We start from the raw sequence: 25,748 nt of genomic DNA, 5'->3' as shown, positions 1-25,748 counted from the left end.
ACCACGGAAGCTCCGCAACCGCACCGAAGTGGCGGCGGAGCGCAGTCGATAGCGCCGGAGTGACCGGGAAACGCCGCCCTCCTGCCGCCCATGCACACGGCCCGCCCAGGCACACGGCTCGTCCTTGCCCGCCGGCCGCCGACCGGCGCTCTTCTGCCGCGCACCCGCCTTTGCCCGCCGGCCGCCGCCCGCCGCCCGCCGCCGACCGCCGCCCTTGCCCACCAGCCGGCAGCCACCGGCCGCAGGCCGTCGCCTTTGCCCACCGCCCGCCGGCCGCCGGTGAATGCACTGCGGGCCCGGAACCGCAGTTCCGGGCCCGCAGGCGCATCACCGTGCGGTGATCACCGAAGGGTGTCGGGGGCGACGATCAGTCGTCGTCCTCCTCTTCCTTCTTCTCGACCACGAGGGTCTCGGTGGTGAGCACGAGGGCCGCGATCGAGGCCGCGTTGCGCAGCGCCGAACGGGTCACCTTGACCGGGTCGATGATGCCGGCGCCGATGAGGTCGCCGTACTCGCCGGTCGCGGCGTTGTAGCCCTGGCCGGACTCGAGCTCGGCGACCTTGGAGGCCACGACGTAGCCGTCCTGGCCGGCGTTCTCGGCGATCCAGCGGAGCGGCTCGACGACGGCCTTGCGGAGGATGGCGACACCGGTGGCGGCGTCATCGCTCAGGCCGAGGTCGGTGCCCTCGATCGCCTTGACGGCGTGGACGAGAGCGGAGCCTCCGCCTGCCACGACGCCCTCCTCGATGGCGGCACGGGTCGCGGACACGGCGTCCTCGACGCGGTGCTTGCGCTCCTTGAGCTCCACCTCGGTGGCGGCGCCGACCTTGATGACGGCGACTCCGCCGGCGAGCTTCGCCAGGCGTTCCTGCAGCTTCTCCCGATCCCAGTCGGAATCGGTGTTGGCCACCTCGGCGCGGATCTGGGCGACCCGGCCGGCGACGTCGTCATCGGACCCCGCACCGTCGATGACGGTGGTGTTGTCCTTGGTGATCGTCACGGTGCGGGCGCTGCCGAGCTGATCCAGGGTCACCTGGTCGAGCTTCATGCCCATGTCCGCGGTGATGACCTGGCCGCCGGTGAGGACGGCGAGGTCCTCGAGGATCGCCTTGCGACGATCGCCGAAGCCCGGGGCCTTGACCGCGGCGACGTTGAGGATGCCGCGGATCTTGTTGACCACGAGGGTGGACAGGGCCTCGCCCTCGATGTCCTCGGCCACGATGAACAGCGGCTTGCCGGCCTGCTGCACCTTCTCGAGCACCGGGAGCAGGTCCTGGATGTTCGAGATCTTACCCTGGTTGATGAGGATGTAGGGATCGCTGAGGACGGCTTCCTGACGATCGGCGTCGGTCACGAAGTACGGAGACAGGAAGCCCTTGTCGAACTGCATGCCTTCGGTGAACTCGAGCTCGACCGAGGAGGCCTGGCTCTCGTCGATCGTGATGACGCCGTCCTTGCCGACCTTGTCGAAGGCCTCGGCGATGAGCTCGCCGATCTCCTGCGACTGGGCGGACAGGGCTGCGACGTGGGCGATCTCCTGGGAGTCGGCCACCTCGCGGGCGATCTTCTTCAGCTGCTCCTCGACGGCGTCGACGGCCTTCTCGATGCCGATCTTGAGCTGGCCGGGGGCGGCACCGGCGGCCACGTTGCGCAGTCCCTCGTGGACGAGGGCCTGGGCGAGCACGGTCGCGGTGGTGGTGCCGTCGCCGGCGACGTCGTTGGTCTTGGTGGCGACTTCCTTGGCGAGCTGGGCGCCGAGGTTCTCGTACGGGTCGTCGAGCTCGACCTCGCGGGCGATGGTCACACCATCGTTGGTGATGGTGGGCGCACCCCACTGCTTGTCGAGCACGACGTTGCGGCCGCGCGGGCCGAGCGTCACCTTGACGGTGTTGGCGAGGACGTCCACGCCGCGCTCGAGCGCCTTGCGGGCGTCATCATCGAACTGCAGAGTCTTGGGCATACGTCACTTCCTTAGAGATTGGTGGAATCCGGTGAGCGGATGGAATCCGGTCGGAAGCGGTTCAGCCGATGACGGCGAGCACGTCGCGCGCCGAGAGGACGAGGTACTCCTCGCCCTGGTACTTGACCTCGGTGCCGCCGTACTTGGAGTAGATGACCTTGTCGCCGACGTTGACGTCGAGCGGGACGCGGTTGCCATTGTCGGCGACGCGGCCGGGGCCCACAGCGACGACCTCGCCCTCCTGGGGCTTCTCCTTGGCGGTGTCGGGGATGACGAGACCGGAAGCAGTGGTCTGCTCGGCCTCGACCTGACGGATGACGAGCCGATCTTCGAGCGGCTTGATGGAGACCGACATGTTCGGCACTCTCCTTCGTGTGTAGTCGTTCCGAATTCTCAGATCCGGGGGCGTCCGACGGGCACGCGCACGGTGCGCGCGTGACCGGTGGACGTCCGGTCGACCTCTCGTCGTCGCGGGTGCCGAGTGGCCGGAGCCGTTTCTGAGTCCTGTTAGCACTCACTGGTGTGCTGTGCTAATTCGACTCTAGGACGGGGTTGGCACTCGGTCAACTCGAGTGCCAGATCGAGTGTCGGATTTTGAGTCGGCCCACAGGGAACAGGGTCGCGAGGACCTGCGGTCGGGCCGGCGGGGCCTGAGACGATGGGGGCCTTTGCCCTGCCCGTCAAGGCTGCAGCCGGCACTGCAGACTCCGTCGCACGCCTGACCTGAAAGCGCGACCGGAACGAGTCTGGGGCTGGAGACTCCCGCGATTCCTGCAGCCGCCCACTCGAACAGACCTGTTTTCGCGGGAGTTTGCAGTTCCGGCAGGAGTTCTATCACCCACCGCCCGCGAATGGGCCCTTCGGAGGTCGTGATGCGTCCAGAAGCGCGATGCAGGCAGAACCGCGATGCAGGCAGAACCGCGAGGCAGCGAGAAGCGTGATGGAGCCGAGGACCCGGTGGCGCGAACCGCTCTCCTGCGCGTGGACACCATAGTGCGCGCCCTTGACACCTGGTCTAAAATCACCCTAGCGATCATTCACTGATTCTGTCGCCGAGGTGCCGGCCCGGTCACCGGGCACGTTGCCTCAGCTCGCGCTCGCCCGCCGGGCGGAGCCCCCGTCCACGAGCACCCGCACCGCCGCACGCACCACCCGTCACCGCTGAACACAGTCGTTTGGAGGCCCCATGTTCACCACGCCCGCCGAGATCTACGAGCACTCGTTCCGGATCCACGCCACCCGCCCCGCCGTCCGCGAGGACGACCGCGAGTTCACCTATCGCGACATCTGGGCCTGGTCGGACGCCACGATCGATCTGCTCCGCGAGCTCGGCGTCGGCCCCGGTGACGTCGTCGCGATGTACGCGGGCAACCGCGCCGAATGGATCGTCTTCGACACCGCCGTCGCCCGGCTCGGCGCGGTGAAGACCCCGGCGAACTACATGTCCGCGCTCGACACCGTGCTCTACCAGCTCGAGTTCGCCGGCGCCTCCGTCGTCATCACCGACTACGAGCTCGGCAGCGCGCTCGCCGAGCGCCTCGCCAGCAACCCCGAGGCCCCCGCCGGCACCACCACCCCCGGCCGCCCGCGGATCGTCCAGCTCTCCGATCCGGCCGGCCGCACGATCCCCGGCGCGATCCCCTTCCCCGAGGTCCCGGGAGCCGACTACACCCCGCGGGCCGGCGAGATCCCGGCCGACCCGGACGTCCGATCCCAGCTCAACTTCACCGGCGGCACCACCGGTCGGCCCAAGGCGGTCGCCCACACCCGCCGCTCGGCGGCCGCCGCGTTCTACATCCAGATGATCGAGGCGGACATCGCCGTCGGCGAGCAGATGCTCGTCATGTCCCCGCTCGCCCACGCCGCCGGCGCCCTCGCGCTCGCCGGGATCGGCCGCGGCGCCACCGTGCGCATCCTCGCGGCCTTCGACGCCCAGCGCGTCGTCGATCTCCTCATCGAGGAGGGCATCACCTGGACCTTCATGGTCCCGACGATGATCTATCGGGTGCTCGACATCATCGACGCCCTCAACGAGCTCCCCGATCTGCGCCTGCGCACGATCGTCTACGGCGCCGCCCCGATGTCGCCCACCCGCCTGGAGCACGGCCTGCGGATCTTCGGTCAGGTGTTCATCCAGCTGTTCGGCCAGACCGAGGCGCCGCAGTTCTGCACCCGCCTGTCCAAGCTCGACCACGACCCCGCGCGCCCGCACCTCCTCGCCTCGTGCGGCAACCCGACGCTCTTCACCTTCGTCAAGGTCACCGACGACACCGGTGCGGAGCTGCCGCTCGGCGAGCTCGGCGAGATCACGGTGAAGACGCCGTTCGCGCTCACCGAGTACGTCGGCAACCCGGAGGCCACGGCGGAGAAGTTCTGGGACGGGTGGGTCCGCACCGGCGACATGGGCGTGATGGACGCCGACGGCTACGTCTACCTCAAGGACCGCCGCAATGACATGATCATCTCCGGCGGCTTCAACGTCTACTCCCGCGAGGTCGAGGACGTGCTCGCCGGCCACCCGCAGGTGGCGCAGGCCGCGGTGATCGGGGTCCCGCACCCGGACTGGGGCGAGGCCGTCCACGCCATCATCGTCGCCCGCACCGTGCCCGAGGCGCCCCTCACCGATGCCGCCCTCATCGAGTTCAGCCGGGACAAGCTCGCGAACTACGCCCGCCCCAAGACCGTCGAGTTCGTCGCCGAGCTGCCGCAGACGCCGTTCGGCAAGATCGACAAGAAGGCGCTGCGCGCCCCGCACTGGGAGGGCCGCGACCGCTCGATCGGCTGACCGGACGGCTGGGCGGGTCGGGCCTACCGGATCTCCGGGCCGCTCGATCCGCCCCTGGGCAGCCCCGCCCGGCCCCTCAGCTCGCTTCCTTCTCGAGGTCCTCGAGCGAGAGGTCACCGCGGCGCACCGCGGAGAGGATGCGGCGGGTGCGCAGCAGGCGCGGCAGGGTGATGATCAGCAGCCCGCCGAGCATGTTGAGAGGGATGACGACGACGAACCACGACAGGAAGTCCCCCACGGTGACGGATGCGCCGGCGAGCATCGCGCCGAAGATCACGATCGCGTTGAGCGCGCCGTGGAGCATGCCGAGGCCGATCACGAGCAGCCCGGAGATCATGCAGATGAGCGCGACGACGACGTCGTTCGAGGTCCCCTGCTGCATGCGCGTCGAGAGCGTGATCGTCGCGCCGGCGAGCAGGGAGAGCCCGATCATCGTCCCCACGGATTCGGGGTAGAGATAGCCGTAGGCGGTGTCGATGAGGGTGTCGTGGTAGTCCGGCAGCGCGAGCACGGTGAGCCAGGCGAAGACGAAACCGCCGGCCAGATTGCACACGAGGGTGACCGACCACAGCCGGAACAGCTGGGTCCACGTCCCCTGCCCGGCGACGATCGCGTTGATCGGCAGCAGGAACTCCTCGGTGAAGAGCTCCGAGTGGGCCATCTTCAGCGCGAGCAGACCGACGCCGAACGCCATCCCGGCGAGGATGTCGGAATCGGTGGCCTGCTTGACGAGGATCATCGCGAGAATGCCGAGGCCGATGTCGATGCCGCCGAACAGCCCGGTGACGACGAGCTCGATCCACGTCCGGTTGAGACGCTCGGTGCCCTCGGTCACCGTGAATGCCGCTTCGCCGAGCAGCTCCTCCTCGATGTCGAGGTCGGTGTCGCCCATCCGTTCGCGCTGTGCCTGCTGATCCACCATGCGCACAGACTATCGGCCCGGCACATGCGTGCCGGGCCGAGGGAGTCGGGAGTCCGCAGCACATACCGCGGACGCGGGGTCAGTCGCTCAGGCGCAGGCCCACTGTCCCCAGCCGGCCTTCTCCTGGAGGATCTTGGCGCGCTTGAACTGCTCCTGCGGGCTGGCGTCGACCGGGTTGCCCTTGCCGCCCACCGACTGCCAGGTGGCGAGCTTGAACTGGAAGAGCCCGAAGTGCGCCCGGTTCTGCTGGTTGACGGCACGCGGGTTGAACTCCGACTCGCACTTGACGATCTTGTACCAGCGGGTGCCGGGGCCGCCGAGCATGTCGATGATCTCCTGCTTGCTCATCGTGCCGCCGGAATTCCCGGAGCCGGAGCCGCTGGAGCCGGAGCCGCTGGAGCCGGAGTCTTCGGACGACCCGGAATCGGAGCCGCCGCCGGTGGAGGAGTCCTCGGCCGGTGTGGGCTCGGGCGCGCGGGTGCCCTTGACGACGACTGCGTCGACGGGCTCGGCGACGACCTTCTCCGAGACCTTCTCCTTCTTGACCTCGGCGCCGTCGACGGTGCGGATGTCGTAGACGACCTCGCGGACGCCGTCCTTGCCCTTCTCCTCGACCTTCGTCTCACCGCGGTCGAGCGATGCGGATTCCTTGACGGTGGTCTTCTTCTCGATCTTCTCCTCGACCGCCTTCGTCTCCGACTTCACGCGGAGCACGTCGAGCACCTGCCCATCGGTGACCGGGGAGGTGAGCGGCGCGGACACGATGTCCTCACCGGAGACCTCGACGCCGGCCTCGGCGAGCACCTCGGACACGGTCGTCGTCGTGGCGTTGACGACCTTCTGCTCGCCGTCGGCCACCACGGTCACACCCTTGGGGGTGACGACCTCGAACGCGGCGCCGTCCTCGGTGAGGGTCTCGTCGAGCGGCAGGGACACCTCGGCGCCCTCGGCCTCGACACCCAGGTCGGCCAGTGCCTGGCCGACGGTGTTGGCGGTGGTCCACTCCTCGACGGGCACGCCGTCGATGGTGAGGTCGAGGTCCTTGGCGGTGTTGAGCACGATGTTCATGTCGCGCTCGATCCGGGTGTCGGCACCCGGCTGCACGGCGTCGCGCTCATCGACCTCGAGGCCCTGCGCGGCGAGCACGTCGCCCACCGAGGAGCCGAAGGTGCGCACCTGCTCGGACTGCCCGTCGACGGTGAGGTTGACCGACTTGTTCAGCGCGACGAACGCACCGGTGCCGCCGACGAGGGCGGTGATGATCACTGCCTGTCCGGCGATCTGAACCTTGCGGTTGCGCAGCATGTCCATGTGTCTCCTCCAGATGCGCTCGGTGAGGATCGCTCACCGGGTCGCGCTTCCGTGCTCCGCGCGGCCCCTGCCGAGGTGCCCGCGGGCGGTGCGTTCGTGTTCCGTCGTCGTGCTCAGTGGTGCGGTGGTGCTCGGTGGTGCTGTTGTGCTCGGTGGTGCAGTCGTGCCGTGGCGCTCAGCAGCTCCGGGCTGCGGGGAAGTGTTCCGGGTCCGCTCAGCGGATCCCGAGTTTGCGGGTGCAGGCCGGCCAGGCGCCCCAGCCCTGCTGCTTCTGGACCTTCTTGGCGATGTCGATCTGCTGCTCGCGGGTGGCCTGGTGGGCGTTGGGGGCGTACTTCCCACCGCCGAATCCCTTCCAGGTCTGCGAGCTGAACTGCAGGCCGCCGTAGTAGCTGTTGCCGGTGTTGATCGACCAGTTGCCGCCGGACTCGCACTGCGCGAGGCGGTCCCACACGCTGCCGTCATCGACGTCCGGGGCCTTCTTGCCGGAGTTGCCGCCCTCGTCGGAGTCCGTCTTCTTCGAGGAATCCTTCTTCTTCTCCGAACCGCCGGTCGAGTCCTGGGAGTCCTTCTTCTTCTCCGAACCGCCGGTCGAGTCCTGGGAGTCCTTCTTCGAGTCCGAGCTCGAATCCCGCTCGGGGGCCGGTGTGGGCTCGGGCGCTCGGGTGCCCTTGACGACGACCGCATCGACGGGCTCGGCGACGACCTTCTCCGAGACCTTCTCCTTCTTGACCTCGGCGCCGTCGACGGTGCGGATGTCGTACACGACCTCGCGCACGCCATCCTTGCCCTTCTCCTCGACCTTGGTCTCACCGCGGTCGAGCGATGCGGACTCCTTGACGGTGGTCTTCTTCTCGATCTTCTCCTCGACGGACTTGGTCTCCGACTTCACGCGGAGCACGTCGAGCACCTGCCCGTCGGTGACCGGGGCGGTGAGCGGCGCGGAAACGATGTCCTCGCCGGCCACCTCGATGCCGGCCTCGGAGAGGACTTCGGACACAGTGGCGGCGGTCGCCTCGACGATCTTCTGCTCACCGTCGGCCACCACGGTCACACCCTTGGGGGTGACGACGTCGACGGTGGCTCCGTCCTCGGTGAGGGTCTCGTCGAGCGGCAGGGACACCTCGGCGCCCTCGGCCTCGACACCCAGGTCGGCCAGCGCCTGGCCGACGGTGTTCGCAGTGGTCCACTCGTCGAGGGCGATGCCGTCGACGGTGAGGTCGAGGTCCTTGGCGGTGTTGAGCACGATGTTCATGTCGCGCTCGATCCGGGTGTCGGCACCCGGCTGCACGGCGTCGCGCTCATCGACCTCGAGGCCCTGCGCGGCGAGCACGTCGCCCACGGTCGACCCGAAGGTGCGCACCTGCTCGGACTGCCCGTCGACCGTGAGGTTGACCGACTTGTTCAGCGCGACGAACGATCCGGCACCGCCGACGAGCGCCGTGATGACCACGGCCTGGCCGGCGATCTGGACCTTGCGATTGCGCAGAATCGAGTGCACGCGTGTTCCTCCGAGGGAGTCTGAGGGCAGGAAAAAGACTGCACCAAGCGTAACCGGTTCGTTATCAAAATGGCAATCCTGTTACATGCGCGAGACAACGCCCGAGGTCAGGGCCGCGACGTGGACCTCGCACCGCGTCACGGCGCGGGTCACGAAAGGGTGTCGCAGGCCGCTCCCGACTATCCGCTCCCAGCTGCCTGCTCCCCGTTTTCCTGTCACTGCCGCCGGAGCGGCAGGAAGTCAGCGCGCCCGCCTCACAGGTCCCAGGTGCCGAAGGCCTGCTCGGCGTTGGCGGTGATCTGCGCGCAGAGCTCGGCGAGCGGCGTCTCGCGCACCTCGGCGAGCTTCCGCAGCGTCACCGCGGTGAGGTACGGCCCGCCCGGCCGGCCGCGGTGCGGGTGCGGGGTGAGGAACGGGGCATCGGTCTCGCTCAGCAGCAGGTGCGCGGGCACCACTGCCGCCGCGTGCCGCAGGTCCGCGGCGTTCTTGAAAGTGATGTTCCCGGCGAAGGACATGTAGTAGCCGCGCTCGGCGCACTCCCGGGCGAAGGCGGCGTCGCCGGAGAAGCAGTGGAACACCGTGACATCCGGCGCGCCCTCTTCGGCGAGGATCCGCAGCACGTCGGCGTGGGCGTTGCGGTCGTGGATCTGCAGAGCGAGCCCCCGGCGCTTGGCGATCTCGATGTGGGCGCGGAACGACTCCTGCTGCGCGATCACGCCCTCGCCCTCGGTGCGGAAGTAGTCGAGGCCGGTCTCCCCCACCACCCGCATCCGCGGGCCGGCGGTCAGCGATTCGATCTCGGTGAGCGACTCCTCGAGGAGGCCCACCGCGGCCAGGCGCGGGGCCTCGTTGGGGTGGATCGCCACTCCGCCGAGCATCCAGTCCCGGCCGGCGGCGGCCTCGCCGGCGACGAGCTCGGCGGTCCAGCGCGCCGAGCGCATGTCGCAGCCGATCTGCATGATCCGGGTGATCCCGGCCTGCATCGCGGTGTCGTGGAAGAACGACAGCGGCGGGAACTCCTCGTCGTCGCCGGGTTCGACCTCCGGGTCCGGCTCCCCGGTCTTGATCGGTCCGCGGGCCCCGGTGCAGATGTCGAGGTGGGTGTGGGTGTCGACGCCGGGGTGCGGGAGCGGTTCGGGCACCTCGGGGTAGTCTCCGGCGGCGCGGGATGCCATCAGTCCTCCTGGAACTTGGGGAACACCGGCACGGGCTTGGGCAAAGGGGTACCGGCGACGAGCGGGGTGTCGAGGGCGGCGAAGTCGCGGGCGTCGGCCGGCACCGCGAGCAGGTCGAGAAGCTGCGCGGTGGACTGCGGCATCACCGGCTGCACGAGCAGGGTGATGATCCGCACGACCTCGATGGTCACCCACAGCACGGTGGCCATGCGCGCCTCGTCGGTCTTCTTGAGCTTCCACGGCTCCTGCGCGCTGAAGTACTTGTTCGCCGCCGCGAGCACCTTCCAGCACGCCTCGAGGTAGAGGTGGAGGCTCTGCGTGCCGATGTGCTCGCGGGCCTGCATGTAGGCGCCGCGGGCGGCGGCGAGCAGCGCCTCGTCCTCGGCGGTGAGCGGTCCCGGGGTGGGCACCGCGCCGTCGCAGTTCTTCGCGACCATCGACAGCGAGCGCTGCGCGAGGTTGCCGTACTCGTTGGCGAGGTCGGTGTTCTTGCGGGTGACGATCCCGTCGTGGGAGTAGGAGCCGTCCTGGCCGTAGGAGATCTCGCGGAGCAGGAAGAAGCGCACGGTGTCGAGCCCGTAGCCGTCGACGAGGTCGTAGGGGTCGACGACGTTGCCGACGGACTTCGACATCTTCTCGCCCTTGTTGAAGAGGAAGCCGTGGACGTGCACGCGGCGGGGCAGTTCGATCCCGGCGCTCATGAGGAACGCCGGCCAGTAGATCGCGTGGAAGCGGGCGATGTCCTTGCCGATGATGTGGACGTCGGCCGGCCACCAGCGCTCGAACGCCTCCGCGTCGTGGGGGAAGCCGGCACCGGTGAGGTAGTTGGTGAGCGCGTCGACCCACACGTACATCACGTGCTTCTCATCGCCGGGCACCGGGATGCCCCAGTCGAAGGTCGTGCGCGAGATCGACAGGTCCTTGAGCCCGGAGGCGACGAAGGAGGCGACCTCGTTGCGACGCACCTCGGGGCCGACGAACTCCGGGCACTCGCGGTAGAGCTCGAGGAGCGGCTCCTGGTACTTCGACAGGCGGAAGAAGTAGGACTCCTCCTCCGTCCACGTGACCTCCGCGCCGGAGGACTGCGCGACCCGCACGCCGTCGACGAGCTCGGTCTCGTCCTCGGTGAAGTACGCCTCGTCGCGCACCGAGTACCAGCCGGAGTAGTAGTCGAGGTAGATGTCGCCGGCGGCCTCCATCCGCCGCCACAGCTCCTGGCTGGCGGCGGTGTGGTCCGCGTCGGTGGTGCGGATGAAGCGGTCGTAGGAGATGCCGAGCATGTCATCGAGCGCCTTGAACGCCGCGGAGTTCGTGTCGGCGAGCTCCTGGGTGCTCACGCCGAGCTTCTGCGCCGTCTGCTGCATCTTGAGGCCGTGCTCGTCGGTGCCCGTCATGAAGAAGACGTCCTCGCCGGCGAGCCGTTGGAACCGTGCGATGGTGTCCGCGGCGATGTACTCGTAGGCGTGCCCGATGTGCGGGGTGCCGTTCGGGTACGCGATGGCGGTGGTGATGTAGAAGCTCATGGGCACCCAGTCTACCGACCGCGCCGGTATGCTCGGGCCCCGGCCGGCGGGCGCTCAGCCCTTGGCCCGGAGGTGCTCCTCGTACATCGCGCGGGTCGACATCCCGTGGCGGGCGGCGACCTCGGCAGCAGCGGTCTTCGCGCGCATCCCGGCGTCGACGAGCCGCTGCATCTCCTCCAGGTGGTCCGCCGGCGCTTCGGCCTCCCCGGAGTGCCCGGCGATGACGAGGGTGAGCTCCCCGCGCAGGCCGTCGGCGGCGCGCTCGCGGAGCTCGGCCGCGGTGCCGCGCAGCACCTCCTCGTAGGTCTTGGTGAGCTCGCGGGAGATCGTCATCCGCCGCTCGGGGCCGAACGCCGCAGCGATGTCGGCCAGCGCATCGGCGATCCGGTGGGGGCTCTCGAACAGCACGAGCGTGCGCTCCTCGCGGGCGAGCGCGGAGAGCACCCGGGCGCGCTCGCCGGCCTTGCGCGGCAGGAACCCCTCGAACGCGAACCGGTCCGAGGGCAGACCGGACAGGGCGAGCGCGGTGAGCACCGCGGACGGGCCCGGGGCCGAGGTGACGGGCAGCCCGCGCTCGGCGACCTCGCGCACCACGCGGTAGCCGGGGTCGGACACGGCGGGCATGCCGGCGTCGGTGAGGAGAACGACACGCTGCCCTCGGGCCACGGCATCGGCGAGCTCGCCGGCCTTCGCCTGCTCGTTGTGGTCGAACAGGCTGACGACCGACCCCGTGTGGGTGATCCCGAGCCGGTCGGCGACCCCGAGGAAGCGACGGGTGTCCTCGGCGGCGATGAGGTCAGCGGCGGCGATCTCGGCGCGCATCCGCTCCGAGGCGTCGCCGAGGTTGCCGATCGGGGTGCCGACGAGGACGAGGCGCCCCTCCCCGGGATGGGGAGCGGGCACCTCGGGCGCGGTGGGGGTGGGGGTCATGGGTTCACGGTGTCGGGTCAGTAGGTGGTGGCCTGGGAGCCCCAGATGGCGAGTCCGAACATTCCGACGATGATCAGGATGTAGACGATCCAGAACAGGATCCACAGGCCGAGCACGACGTAGCCGACGATGAGGCCCCACAGCGCCATCTGGTCGCCGCCCTCGCCGGTGCGCTTGATCTGCTTGCGGCCGATGTGGCCGAAGATGATGCCGAGGATCGAGGTCATGCCGCCGGTCGCGATGCCGACGAGCGACATGATGAGGGACAGCAGCGCCATGGTGTTCGTCGGGGGCGGCTGCACGTATCCGCCACCGGCCGGGTAGTGCTGGGGCGCGGAGTAGCCGGCCTGCGCAGCGTAGGGGTCTGCGGCGTACGGATCGCTCTGCACGGCGTAGGGGTCGTACTGGCCGCCACCGGAGGTGGCGTAGGGATCGGAGTGGTAGCCGTGGCTCGACATGGTGGTGACCTTCTTCTCTGCGGGCGTCTGCAATCAACGGTAGGACTTCACCGGTCCCGCGGCAATCGGCGGATGTCACGGTTCGGCCATACTCGCGCCGATCCTGGCGCAGGCGCCCGCCCGCATGGACCCGGAGCCGAGGTGCGGCCGGAACCGGGGGCTGCGGGTGATTGTCCGGAGCCGGGGCGAGGACGAGTCGTTCCGGATCGTTCGCAGCGGCTCAGAGTGCTCCGGCGAAGCCGTAGGCGAACCCGATGATGAACGCGATCACGGTGAACAGCACGCAGAAGCCGACGACCACGTAACCGGTGATCATGCCGGCGAGCGCCAAGCCGCTGCCGCTCTGACCGGTCCGCGAGATCTGGGACCGCGCGATGTGGCCGGTGACGACCGCTCCTGCCCCGGCGAGGAAGGCCGGGATGATGAGGATCCCGATCAGGAGACCGACGAGCGTGAGGAACGCGGCGACGCCGCCGAGGATCAGCGAGGTCAGCGCAAGCGGGTTCGACTGCTGCTGCCCGGCGATGCCTCCCGTAGCCGCAGCGTACTGCGGCGATGCGTACTGCGGTGCCCCGTACTGCGGCCATCCGTACTGCGGTCCAGGCGTGCTTCCCGGCTGCCCGGGGTACGACGATGGTGCGGCCGGGTAGGGATCCGGCTGGGCGGCGCCGGGATACGGCTGCGGCGCAGCGCCGAACGGGGATTGCTGCGCACCGGGGTACGGCTGCGGCGGGCCGCCCGCGGAGGGATCCTGCGGGGGACCGGGGTACGGCTGCCTCACGCCGCCGGCGGAGGGATCCTGCGAAGCGTACGGGTCCTGCGGGTTGAACGACATCGTCGCGTCAGCTTCTTTCGTGAAGGGGATGTTGTATCCCAGCGTAGGTGCCGTCCGGACCGCGGACCAGCGGCTCGCGCACCGCCGCGCCTCCGGCGGATGCCGCGCGCCTGTCTACACTGTGCCGTGTGAGCTTCTCCACCCTCGAGTCCCGCCTGCTGCCCCTGCGCTCCCCGCGCGGGCCGCTCGCGTGGCTGATCCCGGCGCTGCTCGCAGTGCTCGGCGGGGTGATGCGGTTCATCCGCCTCGACTTCCCGCACCGCCTCGTGTTCGACGAGACCTACTACGTCAAGGACGCCTACTCGCTCACCCGGTTCGGCTACGAGAAGGACTGGCCGGACGAGCCCAACCCCGCGTTCGAGTCCGGCGACACCTCGATCATCCTCGACTCCCCCTCCTACGTCGTCCATCCGCCGCTGGGCAAGTGGATCCTGGGCGCGGGCATCGAGCTGTTCGGCGCCGACTCCTCGTTCGGCTGGCGGTTCGGCGCCGCGCTCGTCGGCGCGCTCTCGATCTTCCTCCTCGCCCGGATCGCGATCCTCCTGTTCTCCTCGGTGTGGATCGGGTCGATCGCCGGCCTGCTCCTCGCCGTCGACGGCGAGCACTTCGTGCACTCGCGCACCGGCCTGCTCGACATCTTCCTCATGTTCTTCATCCTCCTGGGCTTCGGGTGCCTCGTCCGCGACCGGGCGTGGGCCCGACGCCGCCTCGCCGAACGGATGAAGGACCACCCCGCGGTCCTCGCCGCGCACCGCCGACAGTCCTCGACGGGATCTGCGGACCGCGCAGACGCCCGGCACGGCGGCACCCCCGCCGCCACGGATCCGCTCCACCTCCTCTCCCCCCGGAAGCTGCGCGGCCTCGCCGGCCAGCTCGCCGCCGCCCGCCGCTGGCTCGTCTCCGCCCAGCACGGCCCCGGGCTCGGTTGGCGCCCCTGGCGGCTGGCCGCCGGTGTCAGCCTGGGCCTGGCGATGGGCGTCAAGTGGTCCGGTCTCTACGCGCTCGCCGTGTTCGGGATCCTCACCGTGCTGTGGGATGTCGCCGCCCGCCGGCAGGCCGGCATCGCGCGTCCGTGGCGCGCCGTCCTCGTCAAGGACGCGGTGCCGGCGTTCCTCTCCCTCGTGCCCGTGGCGTTCGTCGTCTACGTACTGTGCTGGCTCGGCTGGATCCTCAACCCCGGCGGCTGGGACCGGGAGTGGGCCGCGGACAACGAGGGCTGGTGGTCGTTCCTCCCCGACTGGCTCGCCGGCCTCGGCCACTACCACTACACCGCCTACACCTTCCATGTGGGCCTCGACTCCGAGCACCCCTACATGTCGAACCCCTGGGGCTGGATCGTCCAGTGGCGGCCCACCTCGTTCTTCTACGAATCGGTGGAGAACGGGGAGGCCGGCTGCACGGTGGAGAAGTGCGCCCAGGCGATCACCTCGCTCGGCAACCCGGTGATCTGGGGCCTCGCACCGGTCGCGATCATCATCCTGCTCGGCGCCTGGCTGCTGCGACGCGACTGGCGCGCCGGCGGCATCCTCGCCGGACTCGCCGCCACCTGGGGACCATGGTTCTTCTACCAGGACCGCACGATCTTCACCTTCTACACCATCGTCATGGCGCCGTTCGTCGTGCTCGCCGTCGCCTACTGCCTGGGTCTGCTGTGGGGCGAGACCTCCGGAGACCGGTCCCGGCCGGACGGGCGGCTGCTCGGTCGCCGGCTCGCGGTCGCCGGGATCGTCGCCGCGGCGATCCTCGCCTTCGCGTGGTTCTACCCGATCTACACCGGCCAGCTCATCCCCCACGACGCCTGGCGCGCCCGCATGTGGAACCCCACCTGGGTGTGACCCTCCCCACTCCGACTCCGCGGCCGTCTCCCTCCGGCCCCGGTGGGACCCGGCGACGTCACCTGCAGTCCACCTCCCGGACACCCGACTGACACCCGAACAGGTATCCTGGAGGCCTTGTGACTGTCCAGAATGAGCTCCCGCGCACCGTCGCGATCATCCCCGCCCGAGGTGGATCGAAGGGCATCCCCCTCAAGAACCTCCAGAAGGTCGCCGGCAAGACGCTCCTCGCCCGCGCCGTCGAGGCCGCCTCCGAGGCGACCGGCGTCGACCTCGTCGTGGTCTCCACCGATCACGACGGCATCGCCGCCGAGGCCGAGCGTGCAGGCGCCACGGTGGTGCGCCGCCCCGACGAGATCTCCGGGGACTTCGCGAGCAGCGAGGACGCCCTCCTCTACACCCTCGAGCAGCTGCCGGAGCAGTACGCGATCACCGCGTTCCTCCAGTGCACCTCGCCATTCATCGACCCGCAGTCGATCGGCAACGCGATCGAGCGCGTCGCCGCCGATGCCGCGGACGTCGTGTTCTCCGCCGTCGAGGACCACAGCTTCCTGTGGACGCTCGATGACGAGGGCCACGCGCAGGCCGTCGGCCACGATGCCGCGTTCCGCCCGCGCCGGCAGGACCGCAAGATCCACTACAACGAGACCGGCGCGTTCTACATCATGCGCACCTCCGGCCTGCAGGAGCACCGCCACCGGTTCTTCGGCCGCATCGAGATCGAAGAGGTGCCGCTCGAGCAGGCGCGTGAGATCGACACGATGGCCGACCTCACGCTCGTCCGCGCGGTCGCCGCGGCCGGCGGGCAGCCCACCGTCCTCGATGTCGACGCCCTCGTCACCGATTTCGACGGGGTCCACACCGATGATGCCGGCTACGTCAACGAACACGGCGACGAGATGGTCCGCGTGCACCGCGGCGACGGGATGGGCGTGAGCCGCCTGGTCCGCAGCGGCCTGCCGTTCCTCATCCTGTCCAAGGAGCGGAATCCCGTCGTCACCCGGAGGGCGGAGAAGCTCCGCGTGGAGGTCGCGCAGGGCATCGACAACAAGGCCGACGTGCTCCTGGAATGGATGCGCGAGAAGGACCTCGACCCCTCCCGCGTGGCCTACGTCGGCAACGACATCAACGATCTCGAGGCGTTCTCCGTGGTCGGCTGGCCGATCGCGGTCGCCGATGCCCATCCGCAGGTCCTCCTCGCCGCGCGGCTGGTATTGTCGCAACGCGGAGGCCACGGGGCGGTGCGCGAAGTATGCGACCTTATCCCGGACAACTGAATGATCCAGCACCCGAATCACCCAGCCCGCTCAACCACCAGAAAGAAGGTCTCATGTCTGTGAACGAGATCAAGCCGGTCGCCATCGGCGACATCCTCGTCGGTCCCGGCCAGCCGGTCTACATGATCGGTGAGATCGGCATCAACCACAACGGCGACGTCGAGATCGCGAAGCAGCTCATGGACGTGGCTGCCAAGGCCGGCGCGCAGGCGGTGAAGTTCCAGAAGCGGAACCCCGACGTCGCGGTCCCGGAGGACCAGAAGTCCAAGCGGCGGGACACCCCCTGGGGCGAGATGACCTACCTCGAGTACAAGTTCCGGGTGGAGTTCGAGGACGAGGAGTACACGGAGATCGACCGCTACGCCCGGGAGCTCGGGATCCAGTGGTTCGCCTCCCCGTGGGACATCGACTCGGTGAACTTCCTCGACCGCTTCGACGCCGTGACCTTCAAGATCGCCTCCGCCTCGGTCACCGACATCCCGCTGCTCGAGGCCGTCAAGGCCACCGGCAAGCCCGTCATCCTGTCCACCGGCATGTCGACGCTCGAGCAGATCGACAAGGCCGTGGAGACCCTCGGCACCGAGAACCTCGTGATGATGCACGCGACCTCGACCTACCCGCTGCCCCCGGAGGAGGTCAACCTCCTGGCGATCCCGGCCCTGCGTGAGCGCTACAACGTGCCGGTCGGCTACTCGGGCCACGAGATCGGCACCGCGATCTCCGTTGCCGCCGTGGCCCTGGGCGCGGTCACCGTCGAGCGCCACATCACCCTGGACACCTCGATGTGGGGATCGGACCAGAAGGCCTCGATGGAGCCCGAGGAGTTCATCCGGCTCGTGGCGGACATCCGCACCGTGGAGACCGCACTGGGCGACGGCAAGAAGCGCGTCATGCCCGGTGAGGAGTCGAAGATCGAATCGCTGCGCGTCGTGAAATGAACACTCCGGTCCAGGGCAGTGCCGATGCGACATTCGGCACTGCCCTGGCGCAGAAGGGCTGACATGACCGACCCGCTCGTCAGTGTCATCGTCCCGCAGAGGAACGCCGGAAATCTGCTGGGAATGGCACTCCACAGTCTTGAAATTCAAACCATCGGCACCGACGCGTTCGAGGTCGTCGTCATCAATGACGGGTCCACGGACTGGACACCGGAGATCGTCGCGGAGTTCTCGGAGCGCCTGAACCTCACCGTGATCGACAATGCCGAGCCCCGCGGTGTCTCGACCGCACGCAATCAGGGTCTCGACATCGCCGGTGGCGAGCACATCGCGTTCCTCGATTCCGACGACTGGTTCGGCCCTGATCGGCTGCGAACACTGGTCGACGAGATCACGCGCCTCGACGTGGAATTCATCCGGACTGATTACGTCCGTGTTCGCGGGTTCCAGCGGTTGCTCTCCGCCGCTCCGCTGCGGCGGCGCTACGAGGCACTGGACCCTCGGGACTTCATCAACCCGCTCACAGTTCGGACCATGGTCGACTATCCGCAGGTGTGGAACGGTCTGTACTCGCGAGCGATGAAGGAGAAGGGCCTGTTGCACATGCGCCCGGACCTCCGGACCTGCGAGGACCGCGCCTGGACATGGCACCACCACATTGCTGCGGAATCGTTCGCTGTAGTCGATTGCCCAGATGTCTTCCACCGACGAGACCTGGAGTCGAGCCTGGTGAGCGTCATCGATGATCGGCAGCTCGACTTCATCCCGGCTTTCACCCATATTTTCCAGCTCCTGATCGAGCACCCTGAGCTGGAGGAGTTCTATCCGAAGGCCCTGCGGTCCTACCTCGCATTGGTGAACAACCATATTGAGAAGAGGGTCGCGAAGCTGCCTGACGTCCTCCGCACGAAGATGTTCGAAGACGCGCCCGTCCCGATCGGGATGTTCGGCGAGGAAGTCCTCGACCGGGCCCTCCTCCGTTTCGGTCGCGATCGGCTCGACACCATCTCTCCGATCCTCGAAAGCGCGAAGACAGACCGATGACCACTCTGTATCTGGCTTCCGGAATCTACGACCTCGTCTGTCTGACAGAGCTCCTGCGCAACGGCTCTGCGCTTCCGCCCGACGATGAGAAAGTCCTGGTGGCATACGACAGCACCTACGCCCCGGAGCTCAATGTCCCGCTCCAGGATTCTCCTTTCGCGCAATCGATGCTCACGCACTTCGATGCGGTCGTCGACTGGAACGCCGTCTGCTGGCCATCCCATCCAGCTCACTTCAACGTCGACGACGAGAACCGAGCTGCCCAACTGCGAGGCTTGATCGAGCGCGCGTGGCAACTGGACGGTTCTCCCACTGCGCTCGTGCTCAACAGCTTCTCCGACCGACCAGCGCAGACGATCGCGCGCATCTGGTCCTCCTCTCAGCTGACCGTCTACATGAACGGTCCCGAGGTCTACGGCCCGCTCACGGCTGAGAACCGGTCGTTGTCGCGACCTGTGCAGGCATGCATTACGTGGGATCTCGTTCCCCGGCTCGAGCCGCGCACGCCGCGCGGGGGATCGCCTGCATGGCAGGTGAGGAGCATCGATTCGATAGGAACGGTGATCGACGAGGCGGTACGCAAGAACCCCGATGCCGACGTCGTCCCGGCACTCCGCCCGGGACGCCGACGAGCCCTGATCGAGCGAGCCGACCTCATCGGCATGAAACTGGCTACCGAATCCGAAGAACGCGCCCTGCTCGACAGGATGCTCGCATACGCCGCAGACGCGGGCGCAGATGAGGTGATCCTCTGCGACCCGCCCTCATCGACGGGCCCGGCCACGACCATGCACAGCAGAGCGGAAGAACGGGGTCTGGACCTGTTCGTGGCATCCCCGTCGGTTCCACTGTCATTCCTCAACAGGATCGCAGAACCTGAGATCACCATCTGCATGACAGGGCGGGGGTTGGCGGAGGCGCGATCCGCCGGCGCTCGGCGGATCGATGCGCCCGAGGCCGGGAAACTCCTGTCCGGCCTGACACAGATGAATGACGCGCACCGTGTGCCATTGACGGTCCTCGACATCCTGTACGGCCCGAGCACGGATCCAGGACGTCCGGGCATCGAGCGCTCCGGCGCTTCGGAAATTCTCGATGCGGTCGTCTACGCAATGTCTCCGCAGGATCGAAGAGCACTGAGAACGGCTGCCACGGCAGCTGCGGATGCAGCCGACGATGACATTCTCACCCGATATTTCACCCCAGAAGCTCGTGACCTGCTGAGCAGCGCTTCATCTCCGCGACCGCCCACCGACGCCGGCCTCGACCGGCCCAGTGAGAACTCCGTCGCGCAGCGCGCCGAGCGGTCCCCCCTCGCGTCCATCGGACGGCGACTGTTCGGCCGGCGGCAGTGATGGGGCCGCCGAATCCGGCTAGACCGGACGCCGACACCCCCACCTCGCTCATCGGCCGGGACCCTACCAGATCTTCCCGGAACCCCGAGATCAGTCGTGAATCCGACAGAACCCTGAAGGAGAACATGTCCTCGATCCGTCTTCTCGCCATTGCGGACAGTGAGTCCTACCTCAAGTGGGCGGCGCACCTGCTCCAGGCGCTCACCGACAACCACGCCGACGCTTCCGTGGACGTGGCGCTCATCGATTCGCCGATCCGTCCGACTGCCGCCCAGGTTCAGCATGCGGTCGCGGGAACACAGTGGGCGCACGGCCGCGTGCGCGTACTCGACGGCGAGCAGCTCACACAGGAACTCGACGAATCGCAGCCGAACGTCATCCTCGCCGCGGCGACCGGCCCGGTCGTCGAACGGATCTTCTCCGTTGCAGCCTCGAGGCCGCAACGACCTGCCCTCGTCTCGGGGCTGCCCGGGATGGGGCTGCCGGCCACGGTCAAAGGCCAGAAGTACCGCCGACTCGGCGATCTCTTCATCGCGCATTCTGAGGTCGAACGGGAAGCGTACGCCATTGCCGCCGAACGGGCAGGGATCGGCACCAGACAGGCTGTGGCGCGCCTACCGATGCTCAAGTCCGCGGGTCTCCCCCACATCGTGTCGCAGCATGATCACCCAGTGACGACGGTGGTCTTCGCCACCCAGGCGAAAGTACCCGTCCAAAGGGGACAGCGCCGACAGATCCTCCTGGCGCTCGCAGAGTTCGCCCGCCGAGACCCTGACCATCGCGCGATTCTCAAAGTGCGCAGCCTCCCAGGAGAGCATGAGACCCACCGGGAGAAGCACAGCTTCATCGAGATCCTCGACGAACTCGTCTGCGACGGGGTGGTCCCCGAATCCGCGATCGACGTCATGGCCGGTCCGATGACCGACTTCCTGCAACCGGGCACCGCCCTCGTCACGGTGAGTTCTACAGCCGCACTCGAATCCTTGGACCGCGGGCTGCCGACTCTGATCATCGGTGATTTCGGCGTGACCCTCCGCAACCTGAACAAGGTTTTCATCGGGTCCGGGATCATCGGATCACTGTTCGACGTGGCCGCCGGGAGGTTTCAGTTCGCCCGTGAGGAGTGGCTGCTCGACAACTACTTCCAACCGCGCACCGAGGAAGTCCACGCAGAGCTGTCCGGGCTCGCGAAACTCGCCTCGGCAGGCCGTCTGAGATCAGTGCCCTGGGCGATTGAGATATACAAACTGCGACGGTTTCGTCAGCAGATCCGCGCATCTGCACCGCGACCTGTTCTGCGGAGCTACCGGAAGGCACGGAAGGCACTCCGCTTCTGAACCAGCAGCAGCCCGACCATGTGACCGAACACCGATGGAAAGCGTGCAGCCCGGCGACCGGGCCAAGAGCATTCGCCCCACGGCGAGGAAGGAGACAGGAGCGATGCAGTCGTTCGCGTGGATCGAGTCACCGCTGCAGTTCCTCTCGGCACTCGAAGCACGCGCTGAGGGTGAGTTCATGGAACTGCAGGTGAGAGGCGACGCGAGTGGAATGCAATCCTTCCTCAAGTCGTTCGAGACCAGGTGGCTCCCCGCGGAGGTGACCTTGCGCACAGCAATGGCCCGGCCGGAGGTCCCTGCCCGACCGCCCCAGGCCACCGTCACCCGGGCGCGGCATCCTGTGCGTCTTCTCGTCGGGGATCCCTGCTCGGGACGGTTCCAGTCTGCGCTGGCGAACGGATCCCTCGGGCGGCCGGAGCACATCACTCTCATCGATGACGGTTTGGCCACTGAGCATGCAGTTCGTCTGCTCACCACGACCTATCCCACACCGCTTCGCCGAGCGCGGCAGCAGCTGTCTCCCACTCGAGCGGCTCTGGCGTACAGCACTGCGCTCAATCTGCGTTCAGCGCTGCGCTCGGGCCGCATGAGCTGGACCACCGCCCTACCGCTCCCCGGATACCTCATCGCCGCTTTCACCGCGCTCGGCGGAACCGTTGCCCGGCACGATTTCGAACGTCTCCGATCGTTGGATCTGCCTGCACCGGATCTGCACGGCGAGATCGTGCTCGGCTCGTCGCTGGCCGTCGACGGCCTGATCCATGACGACGCGTACATGTCCTGGGTGGAGACGGCGACGGCCGGCCGCACCTGCGCCTACCTCCCCCACCGCAGAGAGAAGCCCGAGGATCTCGCACGGATCGCAGCACTGCCCGGGGTCACTGTCCTTGCACCCGGGCTGCCGGTCGAGCTGCGGCTCGCATCTGCCCCGCGCGGTGCACGACTCCTCAGCCTTCCGACCACGGCGGCGAGCACCTTGCGGCTCACCATGGACTCCCCACAGATCGAGGTGACACCTATCCCGTCGTCGTGGTGGACAGATGCGGCTCCCGACGGCCTCCGCCGAGCTCTGAACAGGTCATTCAACATACGGCAGTACAATGAGCGCGTGGATCGATTCACTATCGTCGCAATGTGCGACAGCGAGTCCTATCTCAAGTGGGCTGCACGCACGATGGACGCGCTCGGACCTGATGCCGACAGCCATCTCTGGTTGATCGACACTCCCATCCTGCCCACCGCGGAGCAGACTCGGAATGCTCTTCTCGGATCGTCGTGGGCAGGACGCACGATTCCTGTGGTCAAGCGCGGCGATCTCGCGGACGGTTTCCTGAATCTCACCCCCGATGTCGTCCTGGCGGCGGCCACCGGCCCCGTGGTGCAGCAGATCTACGCGAGCGCCGCACGGCTGCCCCGGCGGCCCGGGCTCGTGTCCGGTCTCCCCGGAGTGGGTCTCCCAGCCACGTCGAAGGGGATGCGCTATCGGCGGATCGGCGATACGTTCATCACCCACTCTTCACGAGAGCGCGAGGAGTACCTGCGCATCACCCGGGAGCTTCGGATTCCCGCCGAGGTGATCGTCAACCGGTTGCCCCTGCTGGCGTCCGCTGAACCGCCGACTCCTGCATCCGATCTCGGTCGTCCCCCGGAACGGATCGTCTTCGCCACCCAAGCGAAGGTGCCGCACGGAAAAGAGGACCGAGTGCGGATCCTGCTGGCGCTCGCGGAGTACCGCAGACGCCACCCTGGGAGCGAAGTCATCGTCAAGGTGCGTTCGCGCCCGGGTGAGCAGGAGACGCATCGCGAGGAACACACGTACATGTCCCTCATCGACGAGCTCGTCGCCGACGGGCGAATGCAGCCCGGCGAGCTCACCGTCGGCGTCGGAGCGATGTCGACGTTCCTCTCCCCCGGCACGGCGCTCGTCACGGTCTCGTCGACCGCGGCGCTCGAAGCGATCGACCACGGCCTGCCGACGCTCGTGCTCGGAGATTTCGGGGTGGGCGAGGAGATGCTCAACCTCGCGTTCGCCGGTTCCGGGGCGATCGGCACCCTGCAGGACCTGGTGGCCGGGAATATCGGATTCCCGAATCGCGAGTGGCTGCTCGCGAACTACTTCCACCCGCCCAGCACCGAGCTCGCGGATTCGATCGCGCTGCTGGCGGTGCGCTCCCGCGAGCGCCAGCTGCCCGACATCCGTACCGCCGCACGGGTGCAGGACTTCCGCCGGATCCGAGCCGAACTCCGAACCTTGGCCCCGGACCCGGTGGTGCGCGGCTACCGCGCTGTTGCCAACCGTGCCCGGCAGATCGGCAGGAGGATCACCGACTCTTGAGGCAGATCGGGGTAGTGCCGACGAGAGTTCGCGCATGCGTCGACACCGCCCCGATCAGTCGGCTCAGGAGTAGAAGATCCGCGCCCCGGCCTTCGAGGACCAGAGGATGTAGCCGCCCTCGTAGTTCTGGCGCTTGTTCGCACCGGAACTGTATTCGTCGCTCGTCGGGTAACCCAGACGACCGCGCTCATAACCCTGGGTGCGCCACGCACGTTGGATTCTCCCCTGAGTGAAGTGGGCACCCGTGCTCTGGGTCCAGTGCATCGACCCGCCTTCGAACTTCTGGTAGCACCCGCCACGAATCAGGCCACAATCCTGATTCGAGGTCGGCAGCCTAGCCGCACTGCGCTCCCATCCATCGGCCTTCCAAGCCCTTCCGATCGGACCGTAGATCGACCACGCGCCGGTCCCCGCCGAGTAAGAGATGATGCCGCTCATGAAAGATTGAACATTCGCACCGGAGCGGAACTTGAATGGCTCCTCTTCACTCTTGGGATACCCCAATTTCCCGCGCTCGTACGACTGGACGCGCCACTGCCGCTGGATCGGACCGCCGGCCTTCGTGAAGTGAGCACCTGATACAGAGCTCCAGTGGACGGAGCCATTCTGGAACTTCCGTTAGCACCCCTTGTTCTTCAGGCCGCACCGCTCGTCCGTGGTCGGGGAGCCGGTCTTCGCAGTGTTGGCGTAGTAGAACTTCGTGATGGCCGAGGCGTTCGTCGGCGGGGTGAACCCGGCAAGGGACTTGGTGCGCACCTGGCGGAGCTGGCCGTAGAGGCCGTTACCCGGGCAGGACGTATGGGAGGTATCGCGATGACCGAAGATCCGCGGCAGCGTGACCTTCCGACCTGCCGGATAGCGTGAGGTGTCGCTGCCTCCCGAGGTCAGGGTCACCCGGCTGGTCGGGTCCCATCCCCACTTGTTCGCCTGCCATGCGCCGACCCTGCCGAGGGCGTTCACTACCGCCCCAGGAGCGGGCGACGAGTAGGTGCCCATGACCGACACCCCGAATGTCCCGGAGTTGAAGCCGGAGGCGTGCGCTCCCACGACGGCCCGGTCGAGCCCGCCGGATCGGCCCTCGTAGATCGTGCCGTAGCGGTCGACGAGCATGTTGTACCCCATGTCGCACCAGCCGCGGCTCTGCGTGTGGTAAGTCAGGATTCCGCGCAGGATGCCGGGCACCTGAGCACGGGTATAGCTCGTCGCACCCGCGGTGTGGTGCACGACCATCGCCCGGTTCGTGGACGTCGTGTCCGGTCGGCACTTCTTGAGGCTCTCGTTCGCACCCCATTCAGCACGGGAGACATATGTCAGGCCGGCGTTGACCGCGACCGTGGCGGCGCCGAAGCGGTGCGCATCGCTGTCGACCACCGCGGCAGCAGCTTCACTGCGTGGCACAAGACCCATCCCGGTGTCCCAAGCTCCGCCGGTGAAGGACGAATTCTGCGCGATCTGTTCGTCTGCGCCCGTGGTGGGAGTGGTCACGGTCTCGACGCTCACCTCCGCGTCGGCCGGACCATCGACCTTCACCTCCACGGCTACGCCCTCGGCGACCACGACCGGTTCCGTGCCGGCGGTGGCGCCGCCGGACTCCGAAGTGCCGGCATCGGGGCCGGCACCATCGCTTACCTCGAACTGCTCCCATGAACTCCACGCACCTTCGGGGTCCTGCGTACGGTAGCTGATGGAATCCGGGGTGTGCGCACCGTCCCACACCGCTCCCATCACGGTGACGGAGTCTTCGCCCGCCCCTCCCCCGGCGTCGCCGTCGAGTTCGATGACCGAGGAGTCATCGCCGTCGACGGCCCGAGAATCCGTGCGGGCCTCCGCCTCCTGCGGGCCTGCACCCGGCGAGGGTTCCGAGGACGACCCGCTCTCCGGAGGGGCCGATTCGGCCGGGGCCTCAGGGGTACCGCGTTCGCCGGGATCGGTGCTGCCGAGTTCCGGCAGGCCCGTCGCCGCGGATGCGGTGGCTGGCGCGAACACCAGGCCTGTGATGAGCAGGGGGATGACGAGCTACCGCTGCATGAGATCTCCTCGCGGCGGGTTACGAGCCCGCAGTTCGGTGGGGCGGGCATGTGCCTGATCGCCATGCACCGATATTCGGCTAATCGTAACCGAAGTCACAGGGAGCTCGCGGACCTCTTAGTCGAAGAAGCCGCGTTCCGGACACCGCAGGCCGGACATGCTCCGTACTGCACGGGCCGCCACCGACTCCGCAGAGCCC

Annotated in this window: 20 protein-coding genes and 1 pseudogene; 8 read left to right on the top strand and 13 right to left on the bottom strand. The window is 68.0% G+C overall.

Annotated features, from left to right (window positions below; genetic code table 11):
• Window positions 1-367: 367 nt before the first annotated feature.
• Both groL and groES read right to left on the bottom strand, forming a co-directional pair.
• Entirely contained in the window at window positions 368-1,960 is a 1,593-nt protein-coding gene (gene groL / locus ABD883_RS10120; RefSeq protein WP_247423168.1) for a chaperonin GroEL, read from the bottom strand.
• Window positions 1,961-2,021: 61 nt separating this feature from the next.
• Entirely contained in the window at window positions 2,022-2,315 is a 294-nt protein-coding gene (groES, locus tag ABD883_RS10115; protein ID WP_247423169.1) for a co-chaperone GroES, read from the bottom strand.
• 831 nt (window positions 2,316-3,146) lie between these two features.
• Here groES and ABD883_RS10110 point away from each other — a divergent pair.
• Window positions 3,147-4,745, top strand: a complete 1,599-nt coding sequence (locus tag ABD883_RS10110; RefSeq protein WP_345031837.1) for an AMP-binding protein — start codon at window positions 3,147-3,149, stop codon at window positions 4,743-4,745.
• Window positions 4,746-4,821: 76 nt separating this feature from the next.
• Here ABD883_RS10110 and ABD883_RS10105 read toward each other — a convergent pair whose 3' ends face one another.
• The 8 genes from ABD883_RS10105 to ABD883_RS10070 form a co-directional block, all read right to left on the bottom strand.
• Window positions 4,822-5,664: a formate/nitrite transporter family protein gene (locus ABD883_RS10105; protein WP_425548438.1), complete on the bottom strand. Its 843-nt coding sequence runs from the start codon at window positions 5,662-5,664 to the stop codon at window positions 4,822-4,824.
• A gap of 90 nt (window positions 5,665-5,754) precedes the next feature.
• The gene (locus ABD883_RS10100) at window positions 5,755-6,978 is read right to left on the bottom strand and encodes a ubiquitin-like domain-containing protein (protein ID WP_345031831.1); all 1,224 of its coding nucleotides are present in this window, start codon (window positions 6,976-6,978) and stop codon (window positions 5,755-5,757) included.
• 214 nt (window positions 6,979-7,192) lie between these two features.
• The gene (locus ABD883_RS10095; protein ID WP_345031828.1) at window positions 7,193-8,479 is read right to left on the bottom strand and encodes a resuscitation-promoting factor; all 1,287 of its coding nucleotides are present in this window, start codon (window positions 8,477-8,479) and stop codon (window positions 7,193-7,195) included.
• Window positions 8,480-8,733: 254 nt separating this feature from the next.
• Window positions 8,734-9,654, bottom strand: a complete 921-nt coding sequence (locus ABD883_RS10090) for a TatD family hydrolase (RefSeq protein WP_345031826.1) — start codon at window positions 9,652-9,654, stop codon at window positions 8,734-8,736.
• Window positions 9,654-11,177: a methionine--tRNA ligase gene (metG, locus tag ABD883_RS10085; RefSeq protein ID WP_345031824.1), complete on the bottom strand. Its 1,524-nt coding sequence runs from the start codon at window positions 11,175-11,177 to the stop codon at window positions 9,654-9,656. Before metG ends, ABD883_RS10090 begins: the two co-directional genes overlap by 1 nt.
• Window positions 11,178-11,231: 54 nt before the next feature.
• The gene (rsmI, locus tag ABD883_RS10080) at window positions 11,232-12,107 is read right to left on the bottom strand and encodes a 16S rRNA (cytidine(1402)-2'-O)-methyltransferase (protein WP_345031821.1); all 876 of its coding nucleotides are present in this window, start codon (window positions 12,105-12,107) and stop codon (window positions 11,232-11,234) included.
• A gap of 17 nt (window positions 12,108-12,124) precedes the next feature.
• On the bottom strand, window positions 12,125-12,598 hold the full coding sequence (locus ABD883_RS10075) for a DUF4190 domain-containing protein (RefSeq protein ID WP_345031819.1): 474 nt from the start codon (window positions 12,596-12,598) through the stop codon (window positions 12,125-12,127).
• A gap of 187 nt (window positions 12,599-12,785) precedes the next feature.
• On the bottom strand, window positions 12,786-13,346 hold the full coding sequence (locus tag ABD883_RS10070) for a DUF4190 domain-containing protein (RefSeq protein ID WP_345031817.1): 561 nt from the start codon (window positions 13,344-13,346) through the stop codon (window positions 12,786-12,788).
• A 182-nt stretch (window positions 13,347-13,528) separates the two neighbouring features.
• On the opposite strand from ABD883_RS10070, the gene ABD883_RS10065 reads away from it, so the two are divergent.
• From ABD883_RS10065 to ABD883_RS10035, 7 genes are all read left to right on the top strand, one after another.
• Window positions 13,529-15,235, top strand: a complete 1,707-nt coding sequence (locus ABD883_RS10065; RefSeq protein ID WP_345031814.1) for a dolichyl-phosphate-mannose--protein mannosyltransferase — start codon at window positions 13,529-13,531, stop codon at window positions 15,233-15,235.
• A gap of 119 nt (window positions 15,236-15,354) precedes the next feature.
• Window positions 15,355-16,512 carry a cytidylyltransferase domain-containing protein gene (locus tag ABD883_RS10060; RefSeq protein WP_345031811.1) on the top strand — a complete coding sequence of 386 codons (1,158 nt, stop codon included), beginning with the start codon at window positions 15,355-15,357 and terminating at the stop codon, window positions 16,510-16,512.
• Between the two features lie 53 nt (window positions 16,513-16,565).
• A complete protein-coding gene (locus ABD883_RS10055) occupies window positions 16,566-17,450 on the top strand; it encodes an N-acetylneuraminate synthase family protein (protein ID WP_345031809.1) in 885 nt (294 codons plus the stop codon).
• Window positions 17,451-17,513: 63 nt separating this feature from the next.
• Window positions 17,514-18,494, top strand: coding sequence for a glycosyltransferase family 2 protein (locus tag ABD883_RS10050; RefSeq protein ID WP_175406891.1), 981 nt, complete (start codon window positions 17,514-17,516; stop codon window positions 18,492-18,494).
• Window positions 18,491-19,849 carry a hypothetical protein gene (locus tag ABD883_RS10045; protein ID WP_345031804.1) on the top strand — a complete coding sequence of 453 codons (1,359 nt, stop codon included), beginning with the start codon at window positions 18,491-18,493 and terminating at the stop codon, window positions 19,847-19,849. The genes ABD883_RS10050 and ABD883_RS10045 overlap by 4 nt, the downstream gene beginning before the upstream one ends.
• A 125-nt stretch (window positions 19,850-19,974) precedes the next feature.
• Window positions 19,975-21,186, top strand: coding sequence for a DUF6716 putative glycosyltransferase (locus ABD883_RS10040; RefSeq protein ID WP_345031801.1), 1,212 nt, complete (start codon window positions 19,975-19,977; stop codon window positions 21,184-21,186).
• 103 nt (window positions 21,187-21,289) lie between these two features.
• Window positions 21,290-23,521 (top strand): DUF6716 putative glycosyltransferase, encoded by a 2,232-nt coding sequence (locus ABD883_RS10035; RefSeq protein WP_345031799.1) that lies wholly within the window; start codon window positions 21,290-21,292, stop codon window positions 23,519-23,521.
• 63 nt (window positions 23,522-23,584) lie between these two features.
• Here the strand turns inward: ABD883_RS10035 and ABD883_RS13800 are convergent, their stop codons facing one another.
• The 3 genes and pseudogenes from ABD883_RS13800 to ABD883_RS10025 form a co-directional block, all read right to left on the bottom strand.
• Window positions 23,585-23,698, bottom strand: a complete 114-nt coding sequence (locus tag ABD883_RS13800) for a hypothetical protein (protein ID WP_425548437.1) — start codon at window positions 23,696-23,698, stop codon at window positions 23,585-23,587.
• A gap of 15 nt (window positions 23,699-23,713) precedes the next feature.
• Window positions 23,714-24,124 (bottom strand): annotated as a pseudogene (locus ABD883_RS13795) (LGFP repeat-containing protein); the annotation flags it as partial.
• Window positions 24,125-24,139: 15 nt separating this feature from the next.
• Window positions 24,140-25,507, bottom strand: a complete 1,368-nt coding sequence (locus tag ABD883_RS10025; protein WP_345031796.1) for an N-acetylmuramoyl-L-alanine amidase — start codon at window positions 25,505-25,507, stop codon at window positions 24,140-24,142.
• Window positions 25,508-25,748 lie beyond the last annotated feature (241 nt).

The sequence above is a fragment of the Brevibacterium pityocampae genome, from assembly GCF_039541555.1.
GTDB classification, from domain to species: domain Bacteria; phylum Actinomycetota; class Actinomycetes; order Actinomycetales; family Brevibacteriaceae; genus Brevibacterium; species Brevibacterium pityocampae.
Note: the sequence above shows the minus strand (reverse complement) of the source record. Positions and strands in the feature narration are given on the sequence as shown.